Source organism: Bacillus sp. CBEL-1 (genome assembly GCF_004348885.1).
In the GTDB taxonomy this organism is placed as follows: Bacteria; Bacillota; Bacilli; order Bacillales; family Bacillaceae_H; genus Priestia; species Priestia aryabhattai_A.
Genome location: NZ_SBIM01000006.1, coordinates 86519 through 107221, shown reverse-complemented (window position 1 = coordinate 107221; position 20703 = coordinate 86519). Strand labels below are relative to the sequence as shown.

The window sequence follows — 20703 nt, the reverse complement described above, 5'->3', positions numbered from 1 at the left end:
TAACGTCCTCCTTAAGATTTTAATCTAGGGTCTAACGCATCTCTTAAGCCATCACCAAACAGATTAAAGCCAAGAACTAATGTTGATATAGCTAGCCCTGGAAATATAGCAATATAGGGAGCGCTAAAAAGAAAATCCCTGCCGCTAGAAAGCATTGTGCCCCATTCTGGTGAGGGGGGCTGAGCTCCTAAGCCTAAAAAAGATAAGCCAGCTGCAGATAAAATAGCTGTTGCTAAGCGCAAGCTTCCTTGGATAATAATTGGTGATAATATATTTGGCAAGATATGCTTGAAAATAATTGTACGGTCGCTAGCACCTAAGCATCGAATAGCATCAATATACTCAAGTTCTTTTGTTTCTAAAGTAGATCCTCTGACAATCCTTGCAAATAAGGGGATAGAAAAAATTCCAACAGCAAACGTTACATTAATAAGGCTTGGACCCAGGGCGCTAATAATAGCTAAAGCTAGTAGAATGCCAGGGAAAGCAAGCATGATGTCAAGTATTCTACTAATTAAAGTATCAAGCCAACCGCCAAAGTATCCTGCTAATAAACCCATGATAATACCAAAGAATGCGCCAAAAGCTACCGCTGCAAAACCAACCCCCATTGAGAGTCGAGAGCCGTAAAGAATACGAGCTAAAATATCTCTCCCTTTATCATCAGTTCCCATCCAATGTTCTAGGCTAGGGCCTTGCAATTTTTTACTTAAATCGATTTGATAAGGATCATGTATAGATAAGATGGGAGCTAGTAGTGCCATTAAAAGATAAAATAAAATAATAATTCCACCTATAACAGCTCCTTTGTTTTTAGAAAAATCTCCCCAAAATTCAAGGGATTTTGACCAAAAAAGCTTAGGCTTAGTGGGTTTGATTATAGAAACGTTTTCTTGCATCTTTAGCGGTGAGCTCATTTTATTTCCTCCTTTTAAAACAAATTCAATTGATTAGTTCAAAGATAGAGGAAGTACATAAGGAAAAAAAGACAATTTGTTAAAAAAGTCAAAATAATTAAAAAATAGGTAAAGATATTATAAAAAATTCTCTTAGTTCTTTTTTATAATGCAAATAGACAGTTGAAATTATAATTTCGAAAAGGTGGGAGATAAGGAGTGAAAAAAAGCATAAGGAAACAAATGTTTATTGTTTTAAGCTTTATATTTGCAGTGTTATTATTACAAGCTTGTTCTACTGGAACTACTGAAAGTCAACCATCGACTCAAACCACTGAAGGAAGAGAAGGGGGTACATTAAAAGTAGTAAGAGCTACCGATGCTACAAATCTTGACCCTCATTTCATTACGGATATCTCTTCTGCTAATATTATTTATCAAAAAGTTTACGAAACGCTTGTGGGATTTGATAAAGATATGAAAATCATTCCAGGATTAGCTGAGAGTTGGAAGCAGGTTGACAATGTAACCTGGGAATTTAATTTAAAGAAAAACGTTACATTTCATGATGGAACTACCTTTAACGCAGAAGCTGTAAAAAAGACATTTGATAGATTGCTAGATCCTGATACAAAGTCTCCCCAACGAGAAAAGTTAGGTATGATTAAGGAAATTAAAGTTATAGATGATTACAAAATCCAATTCGTTTTAGATGCCCCCTATGCACCTTTATTGTCAATATTAGCTAGCAATGAAGGAAGTATCATAAGTCCAAAGGTGATTGATGAAAACCCGAAAAGCTTAACAACTACACCAATAGGAACAGGTCCATTTAAGTTTGAGTCTTGGAAATCTGGACAATCAATTAAACTTGTAAAAAATGATAGCTATTCTGGAGAAAAACCAATTATTGATGGTATCGAGTTTTTAGTTGTCCCTGAAGATTCTACACGTCTTGCTATGGTCGAAACTGGTGAAGCTCATATTAATGACCAAGTGCCTGTTACAGAAATTGAACGTATAGAAAGTTCGGATGCGTTAAACCTCTATCGTACAGACGGATTAGCAGTAGAATACATTGGCTTTAACACGGCTAAAGAGCCTTTTGATAATGCAAAAGTAAGAAAAGCTCTCTCAATGGCAATAAAGAGAGAAGCCATCATTGACGGTGTATATAACGGGGTTGGAACGTTAGCTAACTCATCGATGAGTCCTAAAGTGTTTGGCTATAGTCAAGCTACGAAGCCATATAGCTATAATCCAGCTAAAGCTAAAAAACTGCTCGAAGAAGAAGATATGGATAATAAGCTGGAACTTACCTTAATTACAAATGATAAGAAAGAACGTGTAAATTTAGCTGAAGTCGTTCAATCACAGCTAAAGGGAATAGGAGTAAAAGTTAATATTCAAGTTATGGAATATGGAACATATATCAACGCTATTAACAAAGGAGACCATGATCTTTTTGTAGGTGGATGGGGAAATGCTACGGGTGATGGTGACTACAATCAATACAATCTATTTCATTCTAATTCTCATGGATCTCCGGGTAATCACTTCTACTATGACAATAAAAAAGTAGATGAACTAATTGTTAAAGCACGTAAAGAACCTAACTCAGAAACAAGAAAACAGCTATATGAAGAAGTTGCTTCTATTGAAATTAAAGATGCTGTTTATGTTCCAATTCGAAACTATGAACATTTAGCAGTCTACAGTAACCAAGTAAAAGACTTTTGGTTGAGCCCAGTAAACTATTTAATGGTTAATCAAGCAATAATTGAATAAGTGTATTAATATTTTTAAATTGAAAATATGGATGGGGGAAATTTAATGAGAAATTTTTGGCTGAGAAATGTAAGAGTTGAAAGCGGCTTTAAAAAAGATAGAGGGACAGTAGTAGGGACAGAAACTAAGCTTGTACATGTAAAGGTTGAAGGGGATTCGATTGTTCATATTACAGAAGATGACACAGAACTTAACTCAACTTCCTATACAGTCACCGATATGAAAGGTAAATTGTTAATGCCTTCGTTCCGTGAAATGCATATCCATATTGATAAGACTTATTATGGTGGCCCTTGGAAAGCTTGTACACCAATTACAAAAGGAATTTTTACAAGAATTGAAGAAGAAAAGCAGTTACTTCCACAGCAGCTGCCGTTTGCGCAAGAAAGGGCAGAAAAGATGATTGAGTTATTGCTGAGCAATGGTCACACGCATATACGTACACATTGTAACATTGAACCCACTTCAAAATTAAAACACTTAGAGATTACAATTAAAGCCTTAGAAAAGTATAAAGATTATTTAACATACGATATTGTTGCTTTTCCACAGCACGGGCTGTTAAAAAGTAATTCAGTGGAATTAGTAAAGGCAGCAATGAGAAATGGAGCTACGATTGTTGGTGGGGTTGATCCTGCCACTGTGGATAGAGACCTCGATAAATCATTGTGGACGACAATGGATATAGCTGTAGAAAATAATGCTGGAATTGACATTCACCTTCATGATCCAAATACATTAGGAGCCTTTACATTTGAGAAGCTTGCTAAGCTTACAGAAGAAGCAAATATGCAAGGAAAAGTAACAATGAGTCATGCAATTGGTCTTGGGGATTTAGAGGGAGAAAGTTTAACAGAGATTATGACATTGTTAAGAGAGAATGAGATTGATATAACAACAACAGTTCCAATTAATCGTCCTACAATTCCTATTCCAAAATTAGATAAATTCGGTATAAAAGTATCGGTAGGTCATGATAGTTTAACTGATCATTGGTCACCTTTTGGAACAGGGGATACTTTAGAAAAACTTAATATTTTAGCAGAGAGATTTAGGTTAATTGACGAATATTCTATTAATCGAGTATGGAAGTATGCATCTGGAGGAATCACTCCCTTAGACGATGAAGGAAACCAAGTTTGGCCTAAAGTAGGAGATAAAGCAGACTTTTTATTCACAGAAGCAAGCTGTTCAGCAGAAGCAATTGCTCGTCGTACAAAAATTCATTCTGTTTATAAAAGTGGTAGAGAAATAAATACTCACCAATTTGAAGTTGCAACAACTAAATAAGAGAGGAATGATAGTATGAAGTGGATAAAAAATGTGAAATTAGAAATCGGTAACATAATTGATGGTGAACGTATTGAGACAAAAACAGGTTTTTATCATATAGGGATAAAAGATGGAAAGATTGTAGAACATCTTCATTATACTATGCCTATCCCTGAAACTGCTGAAGAAGTATACGATGCTAAAGAATATCTAGCTATTCCAACGTTTAAGGAAATGCATAATCACTTAGATAAGACATATCTTTCGTTAGAATGGAAAGCATCTAAACTTGTTAAAAACCTAAAGGAAAGGCTTCAATATGAAGCAGAAGAATTAAAGGATCTTGCACCTACTACTAAACAAAGAGCAACAGCAATGATTGAAGAAATTTTGTCACATGGGGCCACACATATTCGAACTCACGTCAATATTGATCCTTATATAGGCCTTAAAAATTTAGAGGGAGTAGTCGCTGCGCTAGAGGAATACAAAGGTGCTGTTACTGCAGATATTGTTGCTTTTCCACAACATGGATTATTTAATGGTTCTGTACCAGCATTAATGAGAGAAGCAATGAGAAGTGGGGCCACAGTCGTAGGCGGATTGGATCCATCTGGCATTGACCAAAATATTGAAAAATCATTATATGAAACCATGGCTATTGCAGCGGAATTTGATGCTGAGGTGGATATTCATCTTCATGACGGAGGTGATGTGGGAGTTTATACAATTAACAAATGGTTAGATATTGTTGAAGAAACAAAATGGAAGAGGGCATCTGCTATCAGTCATGCATTTTGTATAGGCGAAATTCCTACATTACAACAACAAAATTTAGCAAATCGCTTAATGAAAAACAATGTGGCAATTATGTCTACTATTCCACTAACAAAATCCCTGCCGCCAATTGAATTATTAGACGAGCGTGGTGTATCAGTTCATTTTGGTTGTGATGGTTTTTATGACTCATGGAGTCCTTTAGGACATGGAGATTTGATTGAAAAAGTACAAAAGTATTGTCAAATTACCAAAAGAATTGATGAAGTATCGTTGAGAGATAGCTTAAAGTGGGTTACCGGAGGGATAACGCCTTTAGCCAAGGACGGAACGTATCAATGGCCTAAAAAGCAAGATGATGCTAGTTTTATTTTTGTAAACGCTACTTCTTCGGCTGAAGTAGTTGCTAGAAGAAAGCAACGTCTTGCAGTTATGAGTAGAGGTGAGTTTGTATTTGGAGAGTTGGAAAAAGCAGTTTTACATGTTTAATTACCAATGGACAATAGTTCTCTAATTCAAAACTTGCTAGGATAAAAGGATTTTAGTGAAGGCACATCCACATGTTCATCCGTGTAGAACATATGGATGTGTTCTTTTTAATGGAGATTAAAACCCATAGGAGAATACTAAAGAGCAGTAATTTTGTTGGTAGTTAGTTCTTTTTTAAATATAAATTTAAGCTTATAATAGACTCAACTTAACGTAAAGGAGAGAGCCGTATGGGTAAAGTAAACGAGTTAACGTGTGAAAAAAGATCATACTCGAAAGAATTCACGCTCCATCAGCATGATTTTGGACAGTTTCTTTTTCCACTTCAAGGCTCTCTTGATATGGAAATGGCGTTTCAAGAAGTAACGCTTAGCCCTAATCAATGCTTTTACCTACCTCCGGGAGTGAATCATAATTATCGCTCCAGAGATCGAAACGAATTTTTAATCTTAGATATTCCAACTCAGTATCTGCCAAGGGGTACAAGCAGCATGTATATGACGCTTGACAGTCAGTGGTCAGCTATTCGGTATTTATTGTTAGAAGAAGCGAAAAATTCTGTTGATCAGTCTGCATTAGTTGATTTAACAAGATATGTAACTAAAAAGCTCCAAACGTCTAATCCTCCTTCAATCGATTATATTCATCAGCACTTTAAGGATCCAATCAAGCTAGAAACCCTCGCCGCAATCGAGCACTATCATCCTGTTTACTATTCGACATGGTTTAAAAAGCAAACGGGAAAGAGCTTAAAGGATTATTTATCGGAGCTTCGTTTGAATGAAGCAAAGCGCCTGCTGATATCAACGACATGGTCGATGTCCCAAATTAGCGAAGAGATCGGCTTTGCGAACTCTTCTTCCTTTACAAGATGGTTTGTCAGCCATGAAAGCATGTCGCCACAAAAATATCGAATTCTTAATAATAGATAAAAAGAAGATTAAACTTGGTAAAGAAAATGGATAGTGGATTCTTTATTATAAGAGTAATCGTTCTTTTTATCTTTTTTATTGAGGTGAGCCAATGTGAAAGCAACTCCTTTTTTTATTTTACTAGCCGGTATTCTATGGGGTACAACTGGTACTACTCAGGCGCTAGCCCCGGACTCAGCACATCCAATTGCTATTGGCGCAACAAGGCTTGCGGTAGGAGGTGGGTTTCTATTACTTCTTCTGCTAATGAGAAAAGACTTACGTTTTAAAGGATGGCCACTAAAAGCTACTCTTGTAGCGGCTCTTAGTATGGCGTGCTATCAACCGCTATTCTTTTCAGCAGTTTCAATTACAGGCGTTGCGATTGGCACGGTCGTGGCCATCGGGAGTGCACCTGTTTTATCTGGGCTTATTGAATGGTTTTATTCAAACAAGCGGCCAAGCATCATCTGGTGGTGCTCTACGTTTTTATCTATCTTAGGCTGCGTGCTGTTATTTCTGAACAAAGAATCGGCAAGCCTAAATATAACGGGAATTTTCATGGCGCTTGGAGCAGGCCTATCCTTTGCTTGCTACACCCTTGCAAGCAGAGGGTTAGTGGAAAAGTATTCGTCACTATCAGCCGTTGCGGTTGTCTTTATTTTAAGCGCGCTTTTTTTATCACCGCTCCTATTTTTATTTGATATGTCGTGGTTTGTAAGCTTGAGAGGTATTGGTGTAAGCCTCCAGCTTGGCGTTATGGCCACAGGGATTGCTTATTTTCTATTTGCCAAAGGGCTTGCACACGTTTCATCTTCAACCGCAGTTACTCTAGCGTTAGCAGAGCCGCTAACTGCAACGATGCTTGGCGTTTTAGTTGTAGGAGAAAAGCTGACGATGACGTCTTGGAGCGGAATTAGCTTGTTGTTAATAGGAATTGGGATCCTGATTTGGTCAACACGTGATGTAAGCAGAAAATCTGAAATGGTCACAATCGAAAAATAATAAAAAGGTGGTTCAAGCTAAATGGCAAACATTGAAGACTTTTTAAAATTAGATTTACGCGTTGGTACAATTCTTGACGCCAAACCGTTTCCAGAGGCCAAAAAGCCGGCGATTAAGCTTGAAGTTGATTTTGGAGAAGAGATCGGAGTGAAGCAGTCATCTGCGCAAATTACGCATCGCTATGAGCCAACCGAGCTTCTGAATCGTCAGGTCGTCGCGGTTGTAAACTTTCCGCCAATGCGAATTGCAGGATTTAAATCAGAAGTGCTCGTTTTAGGTGGCGTTCCAGGAGAAGGAGACGTGGTGCTGCTACAGCCGGATGAAAAGTTGCCAAATGGAACGAAGATTTCATGAATAAGAAAAGACAAGCTGAAGGTAGCTTGTCTTTTTACAGCTTTCTTTTATGGCTTAACGAGCTGCATCAATAGCGGTCGCTCATATAGATTTGAATCAATTACGTCAAAGCCGACGAAGTGTTGATAATCAGCGTCTGCAAAGCAAAATTTAATTCCGTTAAAAACAAATGTTGCATGAGCCTCTTGAGATGATAGGCAAAATGAGAACATCTCATCATGCATTGTATAGATATGCTCAGCACCAGAAAGTGGCGCTATCTTCTCTGCAAGCATTCCGAAAAGCTCAATGCCAATAATTCGGCCCTCACTATCAATATCAAGCAGTAAACTAGGATTTACTTCTAATTCTTCCGTTTCTTGAATTTGATAAGAAGCCGAAGCAGGGAAGAGATAAAGGTAAGCTAACTTTGCGTCAGTATCATATGTAATTCTAGCGTCCATGTCTATTTCTCCCATCTATTCTCTGTGTTTATTATTGGTATAAAGATCGGCTGATGAAACCCACTCAACAAATTGATGATATGGATAATACGTCTTGCCTTTCAGCTCAATTTTAGGAGCATCTGGGTATTTATTTAGTAGCTCCTGCATTTCTTCTCGCGTTAAGCTAAAGTGATAGTGAAGATCACGCTCCTTAATTAAATAAGGGTAGGTTGTTTTCTCTTTCGGTTTACCAAAATTTTTTAAACCATCTCCAATAAAGTAACCAAGAGCAGCTAGCCCTATAGCAATCCAAAAAAAGCTGATATCCATGATTTTTAACCTCCTAATCTTTATAGTTATTAATAGTCCATTACACCTTAGTAAGTTTTTGATCTGCGATAAAATTCATTAAAATAACTGTTCCTGATAAATTTAATAGGATACTATTTCCTGAAATACACCAGTTAGATTTAAAGTTAACGCCAAAATCAAACAAATTGCCCCCATCATTATACAAAGTTATCTTGAACTACGATTATTCAATTTCTTCACCATTAACAAAAAGTAAATATAAGTATATTTTAACATAATTTAGATTGTTTTATGTTTCTTTTATAATAGCAGAATAGTCATTCATAAATTTTAAATTTAGGATAATTTAATCAATCTTGCCGAATAGTCTATAGATTTTAGTCAGAATATGGTAGCCTCTAAAATAATAGAAATTTTCAAAAAAGAGGTGGTTTTTGTGAAAATTAGTAAATTCATGATGGCTCTCGTATTTACGTTAGTGATGTCTAGCGCTTTTAGCAACAGTGCTTTTGCTGCTTCCACTAAGACCGTTCCATCCAGTTATAACGGAGCCATTGTAAAAAAGACTTTGATTGATACAAGAGCACAGTGGAGTCAGGATGAACACACCTATTATTTAAAACCTGCCAAAGCCAGAGCATTTGCTTCAAAAATTGAAAGGGGAACTGCGACGCAGGTTTCTCAGTATATTACAAGTACTTTAGTGGGGATTAAGTTCACTACCCCTGGTGCATTAATCGGTGGGGTTACGTTATTAGATAATTTGAGAAGAAGTGAATTGGCAAATGAAATTAGAGCTAAGTCAGAAAAGGGCCCTGTTAAGTTTACGCTGGTTAAGCATCGCTATGGATGGGGATACGGAGCTGTTACAAGTTGGAACGGTAGCTCCATTGATATTAGTGAACCAAAACCCTATGAACTTAAAGGCTATGCATTTATAGAGTAATAGTGGAGAGTGAATGATTGTGATTTACGTTGTTATTTCAGTCGTGACAGGGATACTAGCACTCATCTACAGCTTACGGTTGAAAGGAGACAAAGTAAAACGAATTAGTTTAGTTTTCACAGCAGGTTTTTGTTTGATGATGGCGTTGCTGATCCACTATAACGTAGTAGATGGTGTATACTTCTTGCTAAACGTTGTTTTCTATGGAGTTATTTCAATAGTGGCTCAGGGAATTTTGAAAATGGGAAAGAGTAGCTGAAAAGCTACTCTTTTTGGTATGTTTCTTCTTTCTATCTATCTCTTTCTGTGTAAACCCACAAGTTGTATAGTGCCCAAATAAGAGGGGAGCGAGCATCATATAATGAAGTTGACTCAATGGCAAATAAAACAATAGAAGAGATCCAATTAGTAAAAAGGGGGGAAAAGGATAGCATACTTCTTCCAGTTCATTTTCTCATCCTCTCAGCTATCATTATTAAAAATCTTTTATCAATAGAAGTAGTCCAATGGTGTATAAACAACCGCTAATTAGCCATTTTACGCTTAGCGGAAGCTTTACGTTTTCAAACTTCACGGCAATGTAATAAATCATGAGGACTCCTGTGAGGTAGACCCAATTTATTTTCCATTGGTCAGGGAGCAGATTAAAACTAATCCAACCAATCCCTAAACCAAACACGTCTCGGAGGTAAGTCGACGGTCTCTGGGTTTTATATGTTTCTTTTCGTTTAGGTACATGACTCCCTTCCATATGTTTCTCCTACCTTTTCTCGACCTTAAAATACATATAAGCAAAGAATAAAAATAAACAAAGCATAGTAGGGAAAATTATATATGAATCAACTACTGCACTGACGGTAGGCTGTAAATAATGGTTATATAACATATAGATTATACCTGTAAAAGCGATAAGCACTTGGTAAGTTATTTTACGACTGAACACGTATAAGACCACCTTTACATATCTTTAGTACGATACTATTATAACATTAAATACCTTTTATATTAAAATATGGTAATTAATCTTCGTGAAAAGGAGGAAGAATGATGTATTCACCACAAGAAGCTTTGCTTTCTAGTTCCATCTATTTTATGTTCATGGCTTTTTCATTTATTATTAGTTTTTTAATAGGCAGATATATAATCTTAAGAACAAATCGAACAATAGGAGAAGCTCAGGGAGTGTCTTTATTTAGCCATTTTTTATTGTTTTTAATGAACGTGGGAGCCTGGTGGTTTCCACATGCTTTTTATAACTTGCTGATTTTTGAATTCTTCTCGATTACCTTTATCAGTATCGTAGTTTTTATTGTCAGTGAGTTTGTTCTTTACATTTGGCTAAAAGCGATTTATAGAAAGGTCATACATAAAGGAGAAGTTTTTAAAAGATGATTTTTCAAACGTATTAAAACATATATAATAGCTAGGAAAATAGTAAATTAAAAAGGAACGAAACGATGATTGAGATATTTTGGTATATTTATTTAGGGATTTTAGGAACTGCGCTAGTTGGCTTTTTAATTCAAGGAAAAAAGACCGTTGCGTACGTAACCGATTTTCTTATTTCAATTGTGACATGGCTTGGGCTGTTTGGATATGTCACAGGAACTGATTTATTCACGCCTCTTATTTGGAAGATGGTTTTCGTTGGAGGGTTGACTTGGGACATTACGTTTACCTTCGTTAAAGGTATAAAGCACGAAGAACTTGAAGAGTTATCCACTCCTGTACAAGCAGCACTATTTATTGGAACAGGAATTATCACGGTAGGTCCGCTTTACTACGGATTGTTTCAGTATGCCTTTTAAAACGCAGAGTAAGAGAAAAAAGAGTTGAGATTCATTTCAACTCTTTTTTTATTGCTATAAAAGCTCTTTTTCCTCTAGATATTCTTTCAATACGCGAAGTCCAACTCGCAGCTCTTCCAGCGAATTAGTGGAAGAAAGAGCGACGCGCAGGTATTTATTAGGCGTAGTCTGTCCACTTAAGAAACGGTCGGAGTGATAAATGCGAATTCCACGCTCGTGAAGATCTGCTTCAAGCTGGAGTGCGTTATGATAAGGGTTAATTGACAGCCAGCGGAAAAAGCTCAGCGGGTGCTCGTAGTGTTTGCGAGCTGGAAAGTATTCAAAATAAAGATCGTTGGCTTCTTGAACAAGCTGTTTTTTCTTCGAGATAATGTCATGGGCTTTTCCAGATAAGATAAGCTCCGTCACGATTTCAGCGTTTAAGGATGACGTTTTGACATTGATATTAAAAATAGCGCGCAAAATCTTCTCTTTAAAACGCTCACCGTATACCATATAAGCAACGCGAAGGCCTGAGCAAAGCGCTTTTGAAGTGCTGCAGATGTACACGGTTTGTTCAGGAAGTAAGTTAAACATGGGCTGTTTATAATCGGTGACTACTCCCGCTGTGAAAAAAGCGTAAATATCATCTTCAATGATAATTAAATCATGTTTTTTGATAACGCATGCCAGTGCTTTTTTACGATGGTCTGTCATCATCACGGTCGTTGGGTTACAGCACGAAGGCATGAGAAATACGCCGTGAATAGAGGTGTGGCTACATTGTTTGTCAAGTTCTGCTGGAGACATTCCGCATTCATCACCAGCAATAGGAACAAGCTGAATATGATACATCTTGGCAATTTCAATAAAGTTTGAGTACGTATATAAATCCGTAGCTATTTTTTGACCAGGCTCAAACAAGGCGGTTAAGCTGATGGCCAGCGCATTTTGAGCGCCTGATACGATGGAAACCTGCTCAGGGGAAGCGTCCACGCCGAGATTTTCCATCCAGTTCACGGCGGCCATCTTCTGGTGTGGAATTCCAGTAGGATCGTTGTAGTTTAAAAGCTGGTCGAAGTAGCGCTTTTCCATTACTGTTGAGAGTACTTCCTTTAAATAAGGGCTCGTTCGTTCAAATGAAGCTACAAATCCAAGATCAATGTTGCACGTGAGCCTATCTGCTGAAATCGTAATAGAGCGAGTGGCGTTTGGAGAAATGAACGTACCGCTTCCCGTTACGGCATAAATCAGGCCTTTCATTTCACAAATTTTATAAGCTCTTGTAATCGTTGTGAAGTTTAGATCAAGAAAATCAGCTAGCTCACGCTGTGGAGGTAGCTTTGTTCCTGGAGCTAAAAAGCCGTTGGTGATATTTTCTTCGAGTAAGTGAGCTAAGGATTGGTAGTAAGGACGCTTTAACGACGAGCGATCAGGCTTCCATGACATGGGATAATGTTCAAATGAGTTTACAGGCATGACGCCACCTCCAGTTCAGACGTTTGGTAATTCTTATTTTAGTATAGCCCAAACCATCGTGCCGGAGAGAATTGTAATCCATACAATTCTTTTATTTTTTGTATGGATTGGGTGTGTTAAAACTAAAATAAGTTACTCAAGCAAGGATGTGAAATCAATGAGCCATCAAGAAAAAATACGCGCACTTCGCGCAGCATTCCCGCACACTCTGCCGATTTTTGCAGGCTTTTTGTTTTTAGGAGGGGCGTACGGCATCTATATGAACTCCCTAGGGTTTCATCCCATATATCCAATTCTCATGAGTTTATTTATCTTCGCAGGATCAATGGAGTTTGTTGCAGGGGGGCTGTTGCTGGCGACGTTTAATCCAGTCAGTGCATTAGTACTTACGCTTATGGTTAATGCTAGACACTTATTTTATGGGCTTTCTCTATTAGAAAAATACAGCGGCGTTGGGAGAAAGAAAGGCTACTTAATCTATGGTCTTTGCGACGAATCATTCTCCATCAGTCAGGCAACGGATGTACCTAAAGGAATTGATAAAGGCTGGTTTTTCTTTTTTATTACGCTGTTGAATCACTGCTACTGGGTACTCGGCTCAGCACTTGGCAGTATCTTTGGCTCGTTTATTACGTTCAGCACGGAAGGAATTGAATTCGTCATGACCGCGCTGTTTGTCGTCATTTTTATGGAGCAATGGAAAAAAGGCAAGCAGTACCACAGCGCACTGATCGGAATTGGTTTTTCGAGCGTAAGCCTGTTTGTTTTTGGCCCAAATAGCTTTATTATTCCAGCTATGATTTTGATACTAGCGGTATTAACGCTCATTCGCAAGCCTGTTCAAAAAGCAGAGGTGACAATGTAATATGACTATTACCCAGCAAGTTATCATGATTATAATGGTTGTTCTCGGAACGATGATTACGCGCTTTTTACCATTTTTACTTTTTCCAGCCAATAAGCCAACCCCTAAGTATGTTCAGTATCTCGGAGTTGTTCTACCGGCAGCGGTCATCGGATTGTTGGTTGTGTATTCGTTAAAGGATATCAGCTTTATTTCAGGAAGTCATGGGTTACCTGAAATGCTAGCAGTTGGCTTTGTGGTACTGCTTCATGCATGGAGAGGAAGCATGCTGCTTTCGATTGGGGGAGGAACGCTTTTATATATGGGATTGGTTCAGCTGGTGTTTTGAAGGGCGCCAGTTTTGTGTCATTTTTTTGATATGAGGCTACACTTTTTGTTCATTCATTTCATGTGACATTGAAAAGGTCTACTTCATTTATATAAAGGGTTAAAATTGATTTTATTGTAAAATATTTACTAATCCTGTGTGGTTACCCATTCTTGAAGCTTGCCATATTCATACCATGTTATCAGCATAAGAAAGGCAGGTGAAAGTAATTGATGAAGCCAGTGAAAATCATAAAGTCCATGAAAACTGTGCAATCTGTACAATCGGTACAGTTTATGCAGCCAATGCAACTCGTGCAACCTGTACGTCGCATGCAACCCACGAATCATCCACAACCTAAAAAAGATTCAAACGCCACTACAAAACATAAAGTTGAAGGTACTTTATATATGGTAGGAACAGATTTTGTCGATATATTAAAAGACGATTGTACAGTTGTGACAATTTTAAGAAATAATATGAGTAAAATTATTTGGCTTGATAAAGTCAAAAAGACCTCGACTACCAACCACAATTCTGCATATCGTTCTACACACTCTAAACACTTCCATTACCCTTGCCATTGTCATCGTCATGGTCACCATCACAATTGCACTTGCAAGAAAAAACATCACCACAATAAGAAGTTCCATCCAACCCCTTCCATTCCAGCTTGTGGGGGAATGGTACAGTTAAGATTGGGAGGATTAACACAAAATCTAAACTTCCATTTATTTAAGAAAATAGGAAAACGCGTTATTATTGAATGCTCAAGTCACTAAATTTTTCAATGCGGCTTTTAAGAAGGAAGGACTCAAAATCAATTGATTTTGAGTCCTTTAGTATGAAAGGGTTATTCTTTAATGAAGCAAATTTCCTCAAAAGCTATCGTTTCTTTTGATTCGTTTATTTCTAAAGTCAGATTAGCTTCTTCAACTGCCAATAAACATCCTTTCTTTTCACCTTTATCTTTTGTCACAACACATATATCGGATTTAAGAAAGGCACATAAAAATTTGTTTAGTCTCATTCCAAAGAATAGGTTAATTAAAAAAGGGTTAGCTGCCACAACTTCTCCAAAGTTAAGCATTAATTCTCGACGGCAACAGTCATTCAAGTTGGCTAATTCTCCGCCGTGTCTTCCCATCATATGTTCATTCATTTCACTGTGATTGATATTGCAAATACGTTCGTACGGAACGAAGAAATTTTGATGTGAATGATCAATAATCAAAAAATCCTTTCCTGCATCAGAAAGCTCACCTTCAATAGGAGTTTCATCTTTTCCACATAACACATGAGCAGTGACGAAATGTCCCCGCATCGATTTTACTTTTAAACGAAAAGATTCTAATAAATGAGGATCTCGTTCATCCGCAAAGGCTAGTAAAAGTTGGTTAACTTCATGGATACATTCCTTTAATTCCTCATGCTCTTTAATTGGTAAAATTCTAGTTGGAGCAGAAAACCTTTTAGTGGGTATTTCCTCGGGACATTCATAGGGCGAACAGAATCTTGTAGGATCATTTTCAGCTTCTAAGATGCAAGTTGGACAGTGAAAGTGCCGCTGATACCCGGTAGTTTTGTCAGAATGGCTTTTTCTAATATCACCCATATTTACCCTCTCTTTTCGTATTTTGTTAGTGGCGCGATACGCGAGTCACCTTTTTTAAGAACGCGCATAATTCCCCACATCCCCAGTTCAATGTCCCATCGAATATTGCCAGAGCGATACATATAGTCACCAGGTAAAGCAAATTGCCCCCCGGCTCCATCATGAAGCTCAAAGTTATCATGTGTCCCAACCGTGTTTTGCCCTATGGCAGAAATGGCTTCTGAATTAACATCGCGAATGCTTCGGTTCCATTCATGGGCGTGCAAAGTGAAAGTATGAGTACGTGCTCTATCAGCAGGGAAAACGAAGCGTATTGTAATTGGATCACCTGGGTGAGCAAGAAAAATTGGAGTAGATGGATCACCATGTACCTTTGTACTAAAAACTTTAGAGATATCAGAATTTCGTCGTAATCGATTAATAAACCGCTCTGATCGATAGTTAAATCCTCTTGAGCCTTGATCTTCAAAGTCTTCTAATTCTTCGCGGTCCATGAAAATAGGTTCGGGGTCAATAATAAGATTGCCCTTGCGATCTACCAACCGAACGCCATCATGCATCAACAAGACAAATTCCCGCTTTTCGCCCAAAAGAGGGTGAGAGAGTATGACTTGGTTACCAGATTGCACTTTCTTTCTAGTAACAGAATCTAAATAATGCGTACCTTTTGGTTCAGCAATAAAGATTCCGAATGCTCCATGGTGCCGGTGATTACGCAAATCAGCCATGTCCCACAAGTTACATGCGCCTACAGGGCGACTGACGTACCAGCGATAAGTGATCGTTTCACCGGGACCAATTGTTTGGTCAGGGTTAAAGCCTACTGTTGCTCCGTCTGAATTTCTCACGTCATACTCTAAAAGCTGGGCATGTAAAGAAATTCGACAAGAAGGTGGAAATGGTGTTTCAACAGGAACTTCAGGATAGCCATGAATAGCATGTTGTGGATGTGAAAAGCCCTTTAGCTTATTGTGAAGAGTTATTTCTATGCAATCACCCACGTTTGCTCTTAAAATGAGTGGCTCAGGATTTAATTTACCAGAACGAATTGCTTTTTCATCTTTCGCAAGAGCAAACACAATGCCAAATGGATCATGGTCACCATACTTGTTGTAGACAATATCTGTTTGCATGGCGACAACGTTATATTTAATAACGCGTGCATCCTTCGGACCAGGAAAGTCTTTAGGGACAGCTTTCTTTGGTACCTTACCATTTTCACATGGTAAAGGTAGCTTTCGTTTTGGAGGACAAGGGCGGTCTGGAAGAGGATATAAATGATCTACTTCTCCTTCAAACGTTCGCATTAATCCCCAGTTTCCGAGCCATAAATCATCAATACTACCAAAATGATATAACATATCAAAATCGCCTTTACCCTCTATTGAAAATGCAAGAGTAAAGTGTTCAGAGATACCGATATGCTGCTGCTGAGTGAGTTCAGAATCCAGGTCTTGGCGCTCTTTTTGCCAAATTTGTCTGTGTAGATTAAAGCTATGAGACTCTTCTTGTGCGCCGTCAAATAATCTAATTCTTACAGGGTCACCATTATACGTTTCAAGCAGTGGTGTGACAGGGTCACCATGTAGGTAAGAACTAAACACATAAGCAGGATCACAAGTTGGCTCAACTAACCGAAATTGCAGAGGTTCATTTTTATAATTAATGCCCATTACCCCAGGGTCTTCTTGGGAACCTGGAAAAGGTGGCGGATTAAGAGGGCAGCCGTCCTTATCAAATAGTAAAGCAAAGTCATGAACAAATAATGAGAATTCTCGGTAGTCTGCAATTAAAGGGTGTGTAACAATTGTTTTTGTACCAGAATCAATGGGCTTTCCTGTTTGCATATCTAGAACTTCAGCACCTTTTGCATGAACATTTAAACCACCAAACACTCCATGCTGTTGTCCCTGAGCAGCGAAATTATGGTCATGAAAAAATACACCTCTGAGCTCTACGTCTGCGTACCACTGCAGCTCAATCGTTTCGCCAGGCAGTACCGCAGTGTTATAGTTCCAGCCAGTATTAGCTCCATCCGAACATAAAGGGTCGAACTTCACAAAGTGAACGTGCTGAGTTGCTTCATAGGTGCGATTAACTAATTGAAAGGCATTTCCCCCTAATATTTGGGGAAGTTTGTTTGTAAAACGAATCTTAATACATTCACCAGCATTGGCATGAATGACAAGCGGTTCAGGTTTTTTTCGACCAGCGAGAACGTCTTCTTCGTCTTCCGCTAAAACGTATAGTCGCCCTTCAGGATCATGCCAACCTTCCTCGTTGTATTGAATAGGCATCTGTATCAACACCGTGTCATAAACGCGTGTAGGTGTAACCCCTTCAATACAGGGGTTAGCAAACAATGCACCAGGAGAAGCATTGGGCGCAAACTGCTTTTTTTCTAGCTTAGTAGGCGTTCGATTAGCGTCGCTTATTCCAATAGGAGGCCTTGGAGACTTACAGCCGACTATACCAGGGATAAAGTTTGGAAACCCAGGTTTCTTTGCTGTTGGTTTTGGTGGTAAAGGCCGGTCAGGCAAAGGCTGTAAGCAAGGAATTGGGACTCCGTTAGGATAACACTGACTACCGTCTTGCAACGTATTAAATATTCGCTGCATTCCCCACATTCCTTCGCCAAAGTGAGGGTACAAATGGCAGTGAATGATAATGTCTCCGAACGCTTTTTGGAAGCTTCCAGCACCATATAGAGGTGAAATTGTATACGAATTTTGTGGGGAAATTGCTTGAGAGTCAATGATGTCAGAATCACTATCTTCTAACTCGAACTTCCACTGATGAACATGATAGTGAAATACATGGGTTTCTTGAACTCCTCCATGAATGAGACGTATTTTGAGAGGATCTCCTACATAAGATGGTAAGACAGGCGTTGCGGGATCGCCAAATGCCCAGGAATCATGGTGAACTTCTTCTCCCTCACAGTCACTGCAAGCGACACCCTCTAACATCAGCATTTGACGATTTCTCATCGGTTCAGAGCGGTAGTTAATAGAGTGCTGCATGGACGGCTGTAGCGTGTGAGGATCAATTGGGTGATCACCGGCTAAGTTGTTAGCTTCTTGCTCATCGTGAAAAAACCATGCATATTCTCTAAAAGACGGACCTAACGGATTGTGGATATCAGCATATACACCGCTAGTAATATCATCGCCTGTGACTGGATCTGTCCACCAAGATCCTTTTGTTTGAACGATGAGTGCGCCAAAAAGTCCGTGTAGATTGGTTCCTAGTTCACTAGATAACGAGTTCCCTAAATCTGAAAAAATATGAATTCCTTCATTATTAACCTTCCAGCGATAAATATGGGTTTCACCTGAAGGGCAAGGTGGAACCGTGCTATTAGCATTTAATCCAACAAAAGCTCCATCAGATGTTTGCACATCATACTCGGCTCGTTGGATATGCATAGATGTTGGGAAAGGAAGCTTATTCTCCAATAAAATTTCAATATCGTCTCCTGCATTTGCTCGGATTGTCAGCGGTTGGACAAGCTCAACGGGCATAAATGGACTACAGTCAACTTGTTCACGTACCTTTTTTTCATTTTCTTTTAAAACATACATCATTCCATTCGGATCGTGATCACCAAAATTATTAATTACAATCCGAATGGGAATCGCAACAACATGAAAGCATCTTTTCACTTACCATCAACCCCTTTAACAACTTAGCGGATTTTCGGTATAGAAGGACCGCCATTTTCAATATAAAATACATCGATATCATCAATATGAATGCGCATTACCTTATTTTCTAATTCAGAAATATAAGTGGTTTCAATGTCTAAAAAAACGTAATCACTCTCCACTTTAAGGATTGTTCCAATACATATAAAAGGAAAAGAACTAATAAATATGAGGCTTCGCTCACCGCTTGCCGTAGCAAAAGCTTCCGTAACAACTTGTTGTCGAATTGCATTAATATCCAGTGATTGATACATATAGACAACCTCCTTTAGATAGTGGCTTTAACAGGATTATGGAATAGGGAACTGTGTACTACTATCAAATGGTACGAAGCTAGAAATTTGTTCAATAGCAAAGCTTAATGGAATAGGGAAACGATGAAATGGAACATTTTGCATTTTTATAATGACGGGATTTAGCGTAATAAATCCATTTGTTACGTCCACTACTTTGCCACAAAAAATGGGACGAAATGTTTGACCGAATAAGTTATATTGATCAGAGTCCATGGTTATTAATATTTCTTCACCAAGGACCTCTAGGAATAATTGATTTTCAGGTAAAATATCATCATCTGTTTCGCAATCTTCTTGTGGGGATTCCTTTTGGTCTCGTTTGTTTGAGTGACGCTTTTCTTCTCGGCTCATCTTCTTTAGGTGACGCTTTAACGACCTGACCTCTGCTTCAATGGACTCAATCGAACCCTGATAACCATTGGCCGGGCCTCTATAAAAATCTTGGTTGCCCATAGTTTTTCCTCCTATAGCTATTAGAATTTAATCATTTACAATATATGGAGGGTAGGCTAGTATCATTAATATAATTTGTTTTTATTCTGAAAAAAGACAACCGTTTAACGTGAATTAAAGAGTGAACTTGATTAGCAGTTCAGCATTTTTGTACTCTATCGTAGAATAGAGAAAAGCAACTATTACAAACAATGGAGAAAGAATATGAACTATAAATTTGAAAAGCTATTTAACTTTCGAGATGTTGGCGGAGTGATGACAGAGAATGGCGAAAAGCTTAAAGAAGGAGTTTTGTTTCGCTCAGAAGATCTATCAAAGCTAACGAAACAAGATATTGAGACCTTTCGTCAGCTGAATATTAAAACAATTTGTGATTTAAGAATGCCATCTGAACAAAAATCAAAGGTTAGTCGAGTGGGACCAGGCCCTGGTATAGAACTATTATCGGTATCTATCCATGACAAGAGCCAAGAGTTTACCCATCTTGAGTTTTTTAAGTTTCTTGTGAGCAAGTCGACTAGCGTTGATTTCGAAAAAATCATGAGAGATATGTATGAGCACATGGCTTTTGGCTGTCATGATGAAATAAAAGAAATTATTTGCTTCTTATCTCATACAAGTCGGATACCTGCTCTTATTCATTGTACGGGTGGTAAGGATCGAACCGGGTTTATCGCGGCTATTATTCAATTATATTTGGGCGTTTCATATGAAACAGTAATAGCTGAATACTTAAAGTCAAATGAGCTAATTGCAGAAAAAATGAAAAGAACTGAGTCGTTTATTCGATGGATGAGCTTATTTCGAATTTCCCCTGAACAAATCAGGCCCGTTCTGGAAGTGCGTCGTGAGTACTTGGAAGATGTTTATCAAAAAATCATGAAGCAGTACGGAGATATTGAAACGTATTTAAAAGAAGGGTGCGATATTCCGAGAAGTTGTTTAGAAGAGCTGAAAAGAAAGTTTCTTTCATCTAGCGAATGCCAATAACAAAGCAAAAAGAAGCCGAACGCCATTTG

General features: G+C 38.2%; 22 protein-coding genes. 13 read left to right on the top strand and 9 right to left on the bottom strand.

The features are described 5' to 3' along the window. Positions 1-11: 11 nt before the first annotated feature. The gene (locus tag EPL02_RS05255) at positions 12-917 is read right to left on the bottom strand and encodes an ABC transporter permease (RefSeq protein ID WP_286175234.1); all 906 of its coding nucleotides are present in this window, start codon (positions 915-917) and stop codon (positions 12-14) included. 210 nt (positions 918-1127) lie between these two features. Between EPL02_RS05255 and EPL02_RS05250 the strand changes: the two genes are divergently transcribed. The 6 genes from EPL02_RS05250 to csaA all read left to right on the top strand — a co-directional run bounded on the left by EPL02_RS05250 (position 1128) and on the right by csaA (position 7492). Beyond that, complete coding sequence (locus tag EPL02_RS05250; protein ID WP_430487918.1) at positions 1128-2684, top strand: glutathione ABC transporter substrate-binding protein; 1557 nt, start codon at positions 1128-1130, stop codon at positions 2682-2684. Between the two features lie 45 nt (positions 2685-2729). Beyond that, on the top strand, positions 2730-3974 hold the full coding sequence (locus EPL02_RS05245) for an amidohydrolase family protein (RefSeq protein ID WP_094911379.1): 1245 nt from the start codon (positions 2730-2732) through the stop codon (positions 3972-3974). Positions 3975-3989: 15 nt separating this feature from the next. Continuing rightward, positions 3990-5222, top strand: a complete 1233-nt coding sequence (locus tag EPL02_RS05240) for an amidohydrolase (RefSeq protein ID WP_131887196.1) — start codon at positions 3990-3992, stop codon at positions 5220-5222. Positions 5223-5452: 230 nt separating this feature from the next. Beyond that, a complete protein-coding gene (locus EPL02_RS05235) occupies positions 5453-6154 on the top strand; it encodes an AraC family transcriptional regulator (protein WP_094911381.1) in 702 nt (233 codons plus the stop codon). A 93-nt stretch (positions 6155-6247) separates the two neighbouring features. After that, complete coding sequence (locus tag EPL02_RS05230) at positions 6248-7138, top strand: EamA family transporter (RefSeq protein ID WP_131887195.1); 891 nt, start codon at positions 6248-6250, stop codon at positions 7136-7138. 21 nt (positions 7139-7159) lie between these two features. Next, positions 7160-7492, top strand: a complete 333-nt coding sequence (gene csaA, locus EPL02_RS05225) for a chaperone CsaA (RefSeq protein WP_025908687.1) — start codon at positions 7160-7162, stop codon at positions 7490-7492. A gap of 47 nt (positions 7493-7539) precedes the next feature. Here the strand turns inward: csaA and EPL02_RS05220 are convergent, their stop codons facing one another. Next, positions 7540-7935, bottom strand: coding sequence for a DUF2283 domain-containing protein (locus EPL02_RS05220; RefSeq protein WP_165932518.1), 396 nt, complete (start codon positions 7933-7935; stop codon positions 7540-7542). 15 nt (positions 7936-7950) lie between these two features. Then, positions 7951-8247: a DNA-binding protein gene (locus EPL02_RS05215; protein WP_131887193.1), complete on the bottom strand. Its 297-nt coding sequence runs from the start codon at positions 8245-8247 to the stop codon at positions 7951-7953. 418 nt (positions 8248-8665) lie between these two features. Between EPL02_RS05215 and EPL02_RS05210 the strand changes: the two genes are divergently transcribed. Together EPL02_RS05210 and EPL02_RS05205 are read left to right on the top strand one after the other, a co-directional pair. Next, positions 8666-9175 (top strand): hypothetical protein, encoded by a 510-nt coding sequence (locus EPL02_RS05210; RefSeq protein ID WP_131887192.1) that lies wholly within the window; start codon positions 8666-8668, stop codon positions 9173-9175. A gap of 13 nt (positions 9176-9188) precedes the next feature. After that, positions 9189-9434, top strand: a complete 246-nt coding sequence (locus EPL02_RS05205; RefSeq protein ID WP_131887191.1) for a hypothetical protein — start codon at positions 9189-9191, stop codon at positions 9432-9434. A 216-nt stretch (positions 9435-9650) separates the two neighbouring features. On the opposite strand, the gene EPL02_RS05200 is transcribed toward EPL02_RS05205, so the two are convergent. Further along, positions 9651-9926 carry a hypothetical protein gene (locus EPL02_RS05200; RefSeq protein WP_131887190.1) on the bottom strand — a complete coding sequence of 92 codons (276 nt, stop codon included), beginning with the start codon at positions 9924-9926 and terminating at the stop codon, positions 9651-9653. 706 nt (positions 9927-10632) lie between these two features. Between EPL02_RS05200 and EPL02_RS05195 the strand changes: the two genes are divergently transcribed. Continuing rightward, positions 10633-10983, top strand: a complete 351-nt coding sequence (locus EPL02_RS05195) for a hypothetical protein (protein ID WP_094911390.1) — start codon at positions 10633-10635, stop codon at positions 10981-10983. A gap of 54 nt (positions 10984-11037) precedes the next feature. Here the strand turns inward: EPL02_RS05195 and EPL02_RS05190 are convergent, their stop codons facing one another. After that, positions 11038-12441: an aminotransferase-like domain-containing protein gene (locus EPL02_RS05190; RefSeq protein WP_131887189.1), complete on the bottom strand. Its 1404-nt coding sequence runs from the start codon at positions 12439-12441 to the stop codon at positions 11038-11040. A gap of 157 nt (positions 12442-12598) precedes the next feature. Between EPL02_RS05190 and EPL02_RS05185 the strand changes: the two genes are divergently transcribed. The 3 genes from EPL02_RS05185 to EPL02_RS05175 all read left to right on the top strand — a co-directional run bounded on the left by EPL02_RS05185 (position 12599) and on the right by EPL02_RS05175 (position 14395). Beyond that, the gene (locus tag EPL02_RS05185) at positions 12599-13306 is read left to right on the top strand and encodes an AzlC family ABC transporter permease (RefSeq protein ID WP_131887188.1); all 708 of its coding nucleotides are present in this window, start codon (positions 12599-12601) and stop codon (positions 13304-13306) included. A gap of 1 nt (position 13307) precedes the next feature. Then, positions 13308-13634, top strand: a complete 327-nt coding sequence (locus EPL02_RS05180; protein WP_131887187.1) for a branched-chain amino acid transporter permease — start codon at positions 13308-13310, stop codon at positions 13632-13634. 212 nt (positions 13635-13846) lie between these two features. Next, positions 13847-14395: a hypothetical protein gene (locus tag EPL02_RS05175; RefSeq protein WP_094911393.1), complete on the top strand. Its 549-nt coding sequence runs from the start codon at positions 13847-13849 to the stop codon at positions 14393-14395. A gap of 71 nt (positions 14396-14466) precedes the next feature. On the opposite strand, the gene EPL02_RS05170 is transcribed toward EPL02_RS05175, so the two are convergent. The 4 genes from EPL02_RS05170 to EPL02_RS21120 are packed head-to-tail and all read right to left on the bottom strand — an operon-like array spanning position 14467 to position 19684. After that, a complete protein-coding gene (locus EPL02_RS05170; RefSeq protein ID WP_131887186.1) occupies positions 14467-15228 on the bottom strand; it encodes a hypothetical protein in 762 nt (253 codons plus the stop codon). 2 nt (positions 15229-15230) lie between these two features. After that, positions 15231-18893, bottom strand: coding sequence for a multicopper oxidase domain-containing protein (locus EPL02_RS05165; protein ID WP_131887185.1), 3663 nt, complete (start codon positions 18891-18893; stop codon positions 15231-15233). Positions 18894-18916: 23 nt separating this feature from the next. Further along, a complete protein-coding gene (locus tag EPL02_RS05160) occupies positions 18917-19189 on the bottom strand; it encodes a hypothetical protein (RefSeq protein WP_131887184.1) in 273 nt (90 codons plus the stop codon). A gap of 36 nt (positions 19190-19225) precedes the next feature. Next, complete coding sequence (locus tag EPL02_RS21120; RefSeq protein ID WP_286175233.1) at positions 19226-19684, bottom strand: hypothetical protein; 459 nt, start codon at positions 19682-19684, stop codon at positions 19226-19228. Between the two features lie 204 nt (positions 19685-19888). Here EPL02_RS21120 and EPL02_RS05150 point away from each other — a divergent pair, with 204 nt between their 5' ends. Continuing rightward, on the top strand, positions 19889-20674 hold the full coding sequence (locus tag EPL02_RS05150; protein WP_131887183.1) for a tyrosine-protein phosphatase: 786 nt from the start codon (positions 19889-19891) through the stop codon (positions 20672-20674). The last annotated feature ends 29 nt before the right edge of the window (positions 20675-20703 follow it).

Bases quoted from the DNA above. Each gene is read 5' to 3' on its own strand.
- EPL02_RS05255 (WP_286175234.1), bottom strand. From the start codon at position 917: ATGAGCTCACCGCTAAAGATGCAAGAAAACGTTTCTATAATCAAACCC.
- EPL02_RS05245 (WP_094911379.1), top strand. From the start codon at position 2,730: ATGAGAAATTTTTGGCTGAGAAATGTAAGAGTTGAAAGCGGCTTTAAA.
- EPL02_RS05240 (WP_131887196.1), top strand. From the start codon at position 3,990: ATGAAGTGGATAAAAAATGTGAAATTAGAAATCGGTAACATAATTGAT.
- EPL02_RS05235 (WP_094911381.1), top strand. From the start codon at position 5,453: ATGGGTAAAGTAAACGAGTTAACGTGTGAAAAAAGATCATACTCGAAA.
- csaA (WP_025908687.1), top strand. From the start codon at position 7,160: ATGGCAAACATTGAAGACTTTTTAAAATTAGATTTACGCGTTGGTACA.
- EPL02_RS05220 (WP_165932518.1), bottom strand. From the start codon at position 7,935: ATGGACGCTAGAATTACATATGATACTGACGCAAAGTTAGCTTACCTT.
- EPL02_RS05215 (WP_131887193.1), bottom strand. From the start codon at position 8,247: ATGGATATCAGCTTTTTTTGGATTGCTATAGGGCTAGCTGCTCTTGGT.
- EPL02_RS05205 (WP_131887191.1), top strand. From the start codon at position 9,189: ATGATTGTGATTTACGTTGTTATTTCAGTCGTGACAGGGATACTAGCA.
- EPL02_RS05200 (WP_131887190.1), bottom strand. From the start codon at position 9,926: ATGGAAGGGAGTCATGTACCTAAACGAAAAGAAACATATAAAACCCAG.
- EPL02_RS05195 (WP_094911390.1), top strand. From the start codon at position 10,633: ATGATTGAGATATTTTGGTATATTTATTTAGGGATTTTAGGAACTGCG.
- EPL02_RS05190 (WP_131887189.1), bottom strand. From the start codon at position 12,441: ATGCCTGTAAACTCATTTGAACATTATCCCATGTCATGGAAGCCTGAT.
- EPL02_RS05185 (WP_131887188.1), top strand. From the start codon at position 12,599: ATGAGCCATCAAGAAAAAATACGCGCACTTCGCGCAGCATTCCCGCAC.
- EPL02_RS05180 (WP_131887187.1), top strand. From the start codon at position 13,308: ATGACTATTACCCAGCAAGTTATCATGATTATAATGGTTGTTCTCGGA.
- EPL02_RS05175 (WP_094911393.1), top strand. From the start codon at position 13,847: ATGAAGCCAGTGAAAATCATAAAGTCCATGAAAACTGTGCAATCTGTA.
- EPL02_RS05170 (WP_131887186.1), bottom strand. From the start codon at position 15,228: ATGGGTGATATTAGAAAAAGCCATTCTGACAAAACTACCGGGTATCAG.
- EPL02_RS05160 (WP_131887184.1), bottom strand. From the start codon at position 19,189: ATGTATCAATCACTGGATATTAATGCAATTCGACAACAAGTTGTTACG.
- EPL02_RS21120 (WP_286175233.1), bottom strand. From the start codon at position 19,684: ATGGGCAACCAAGATTTTTATAGAGGCCCGGCCAATGGTTATCAGGGT.
- EPL02_RS05150 (WP_131887183.1), top strand. From the start codon at position 19,889: ATGAACTATAAATTTGAAAAGCTATTTAACTTTCGAGATGTTGGCGGA.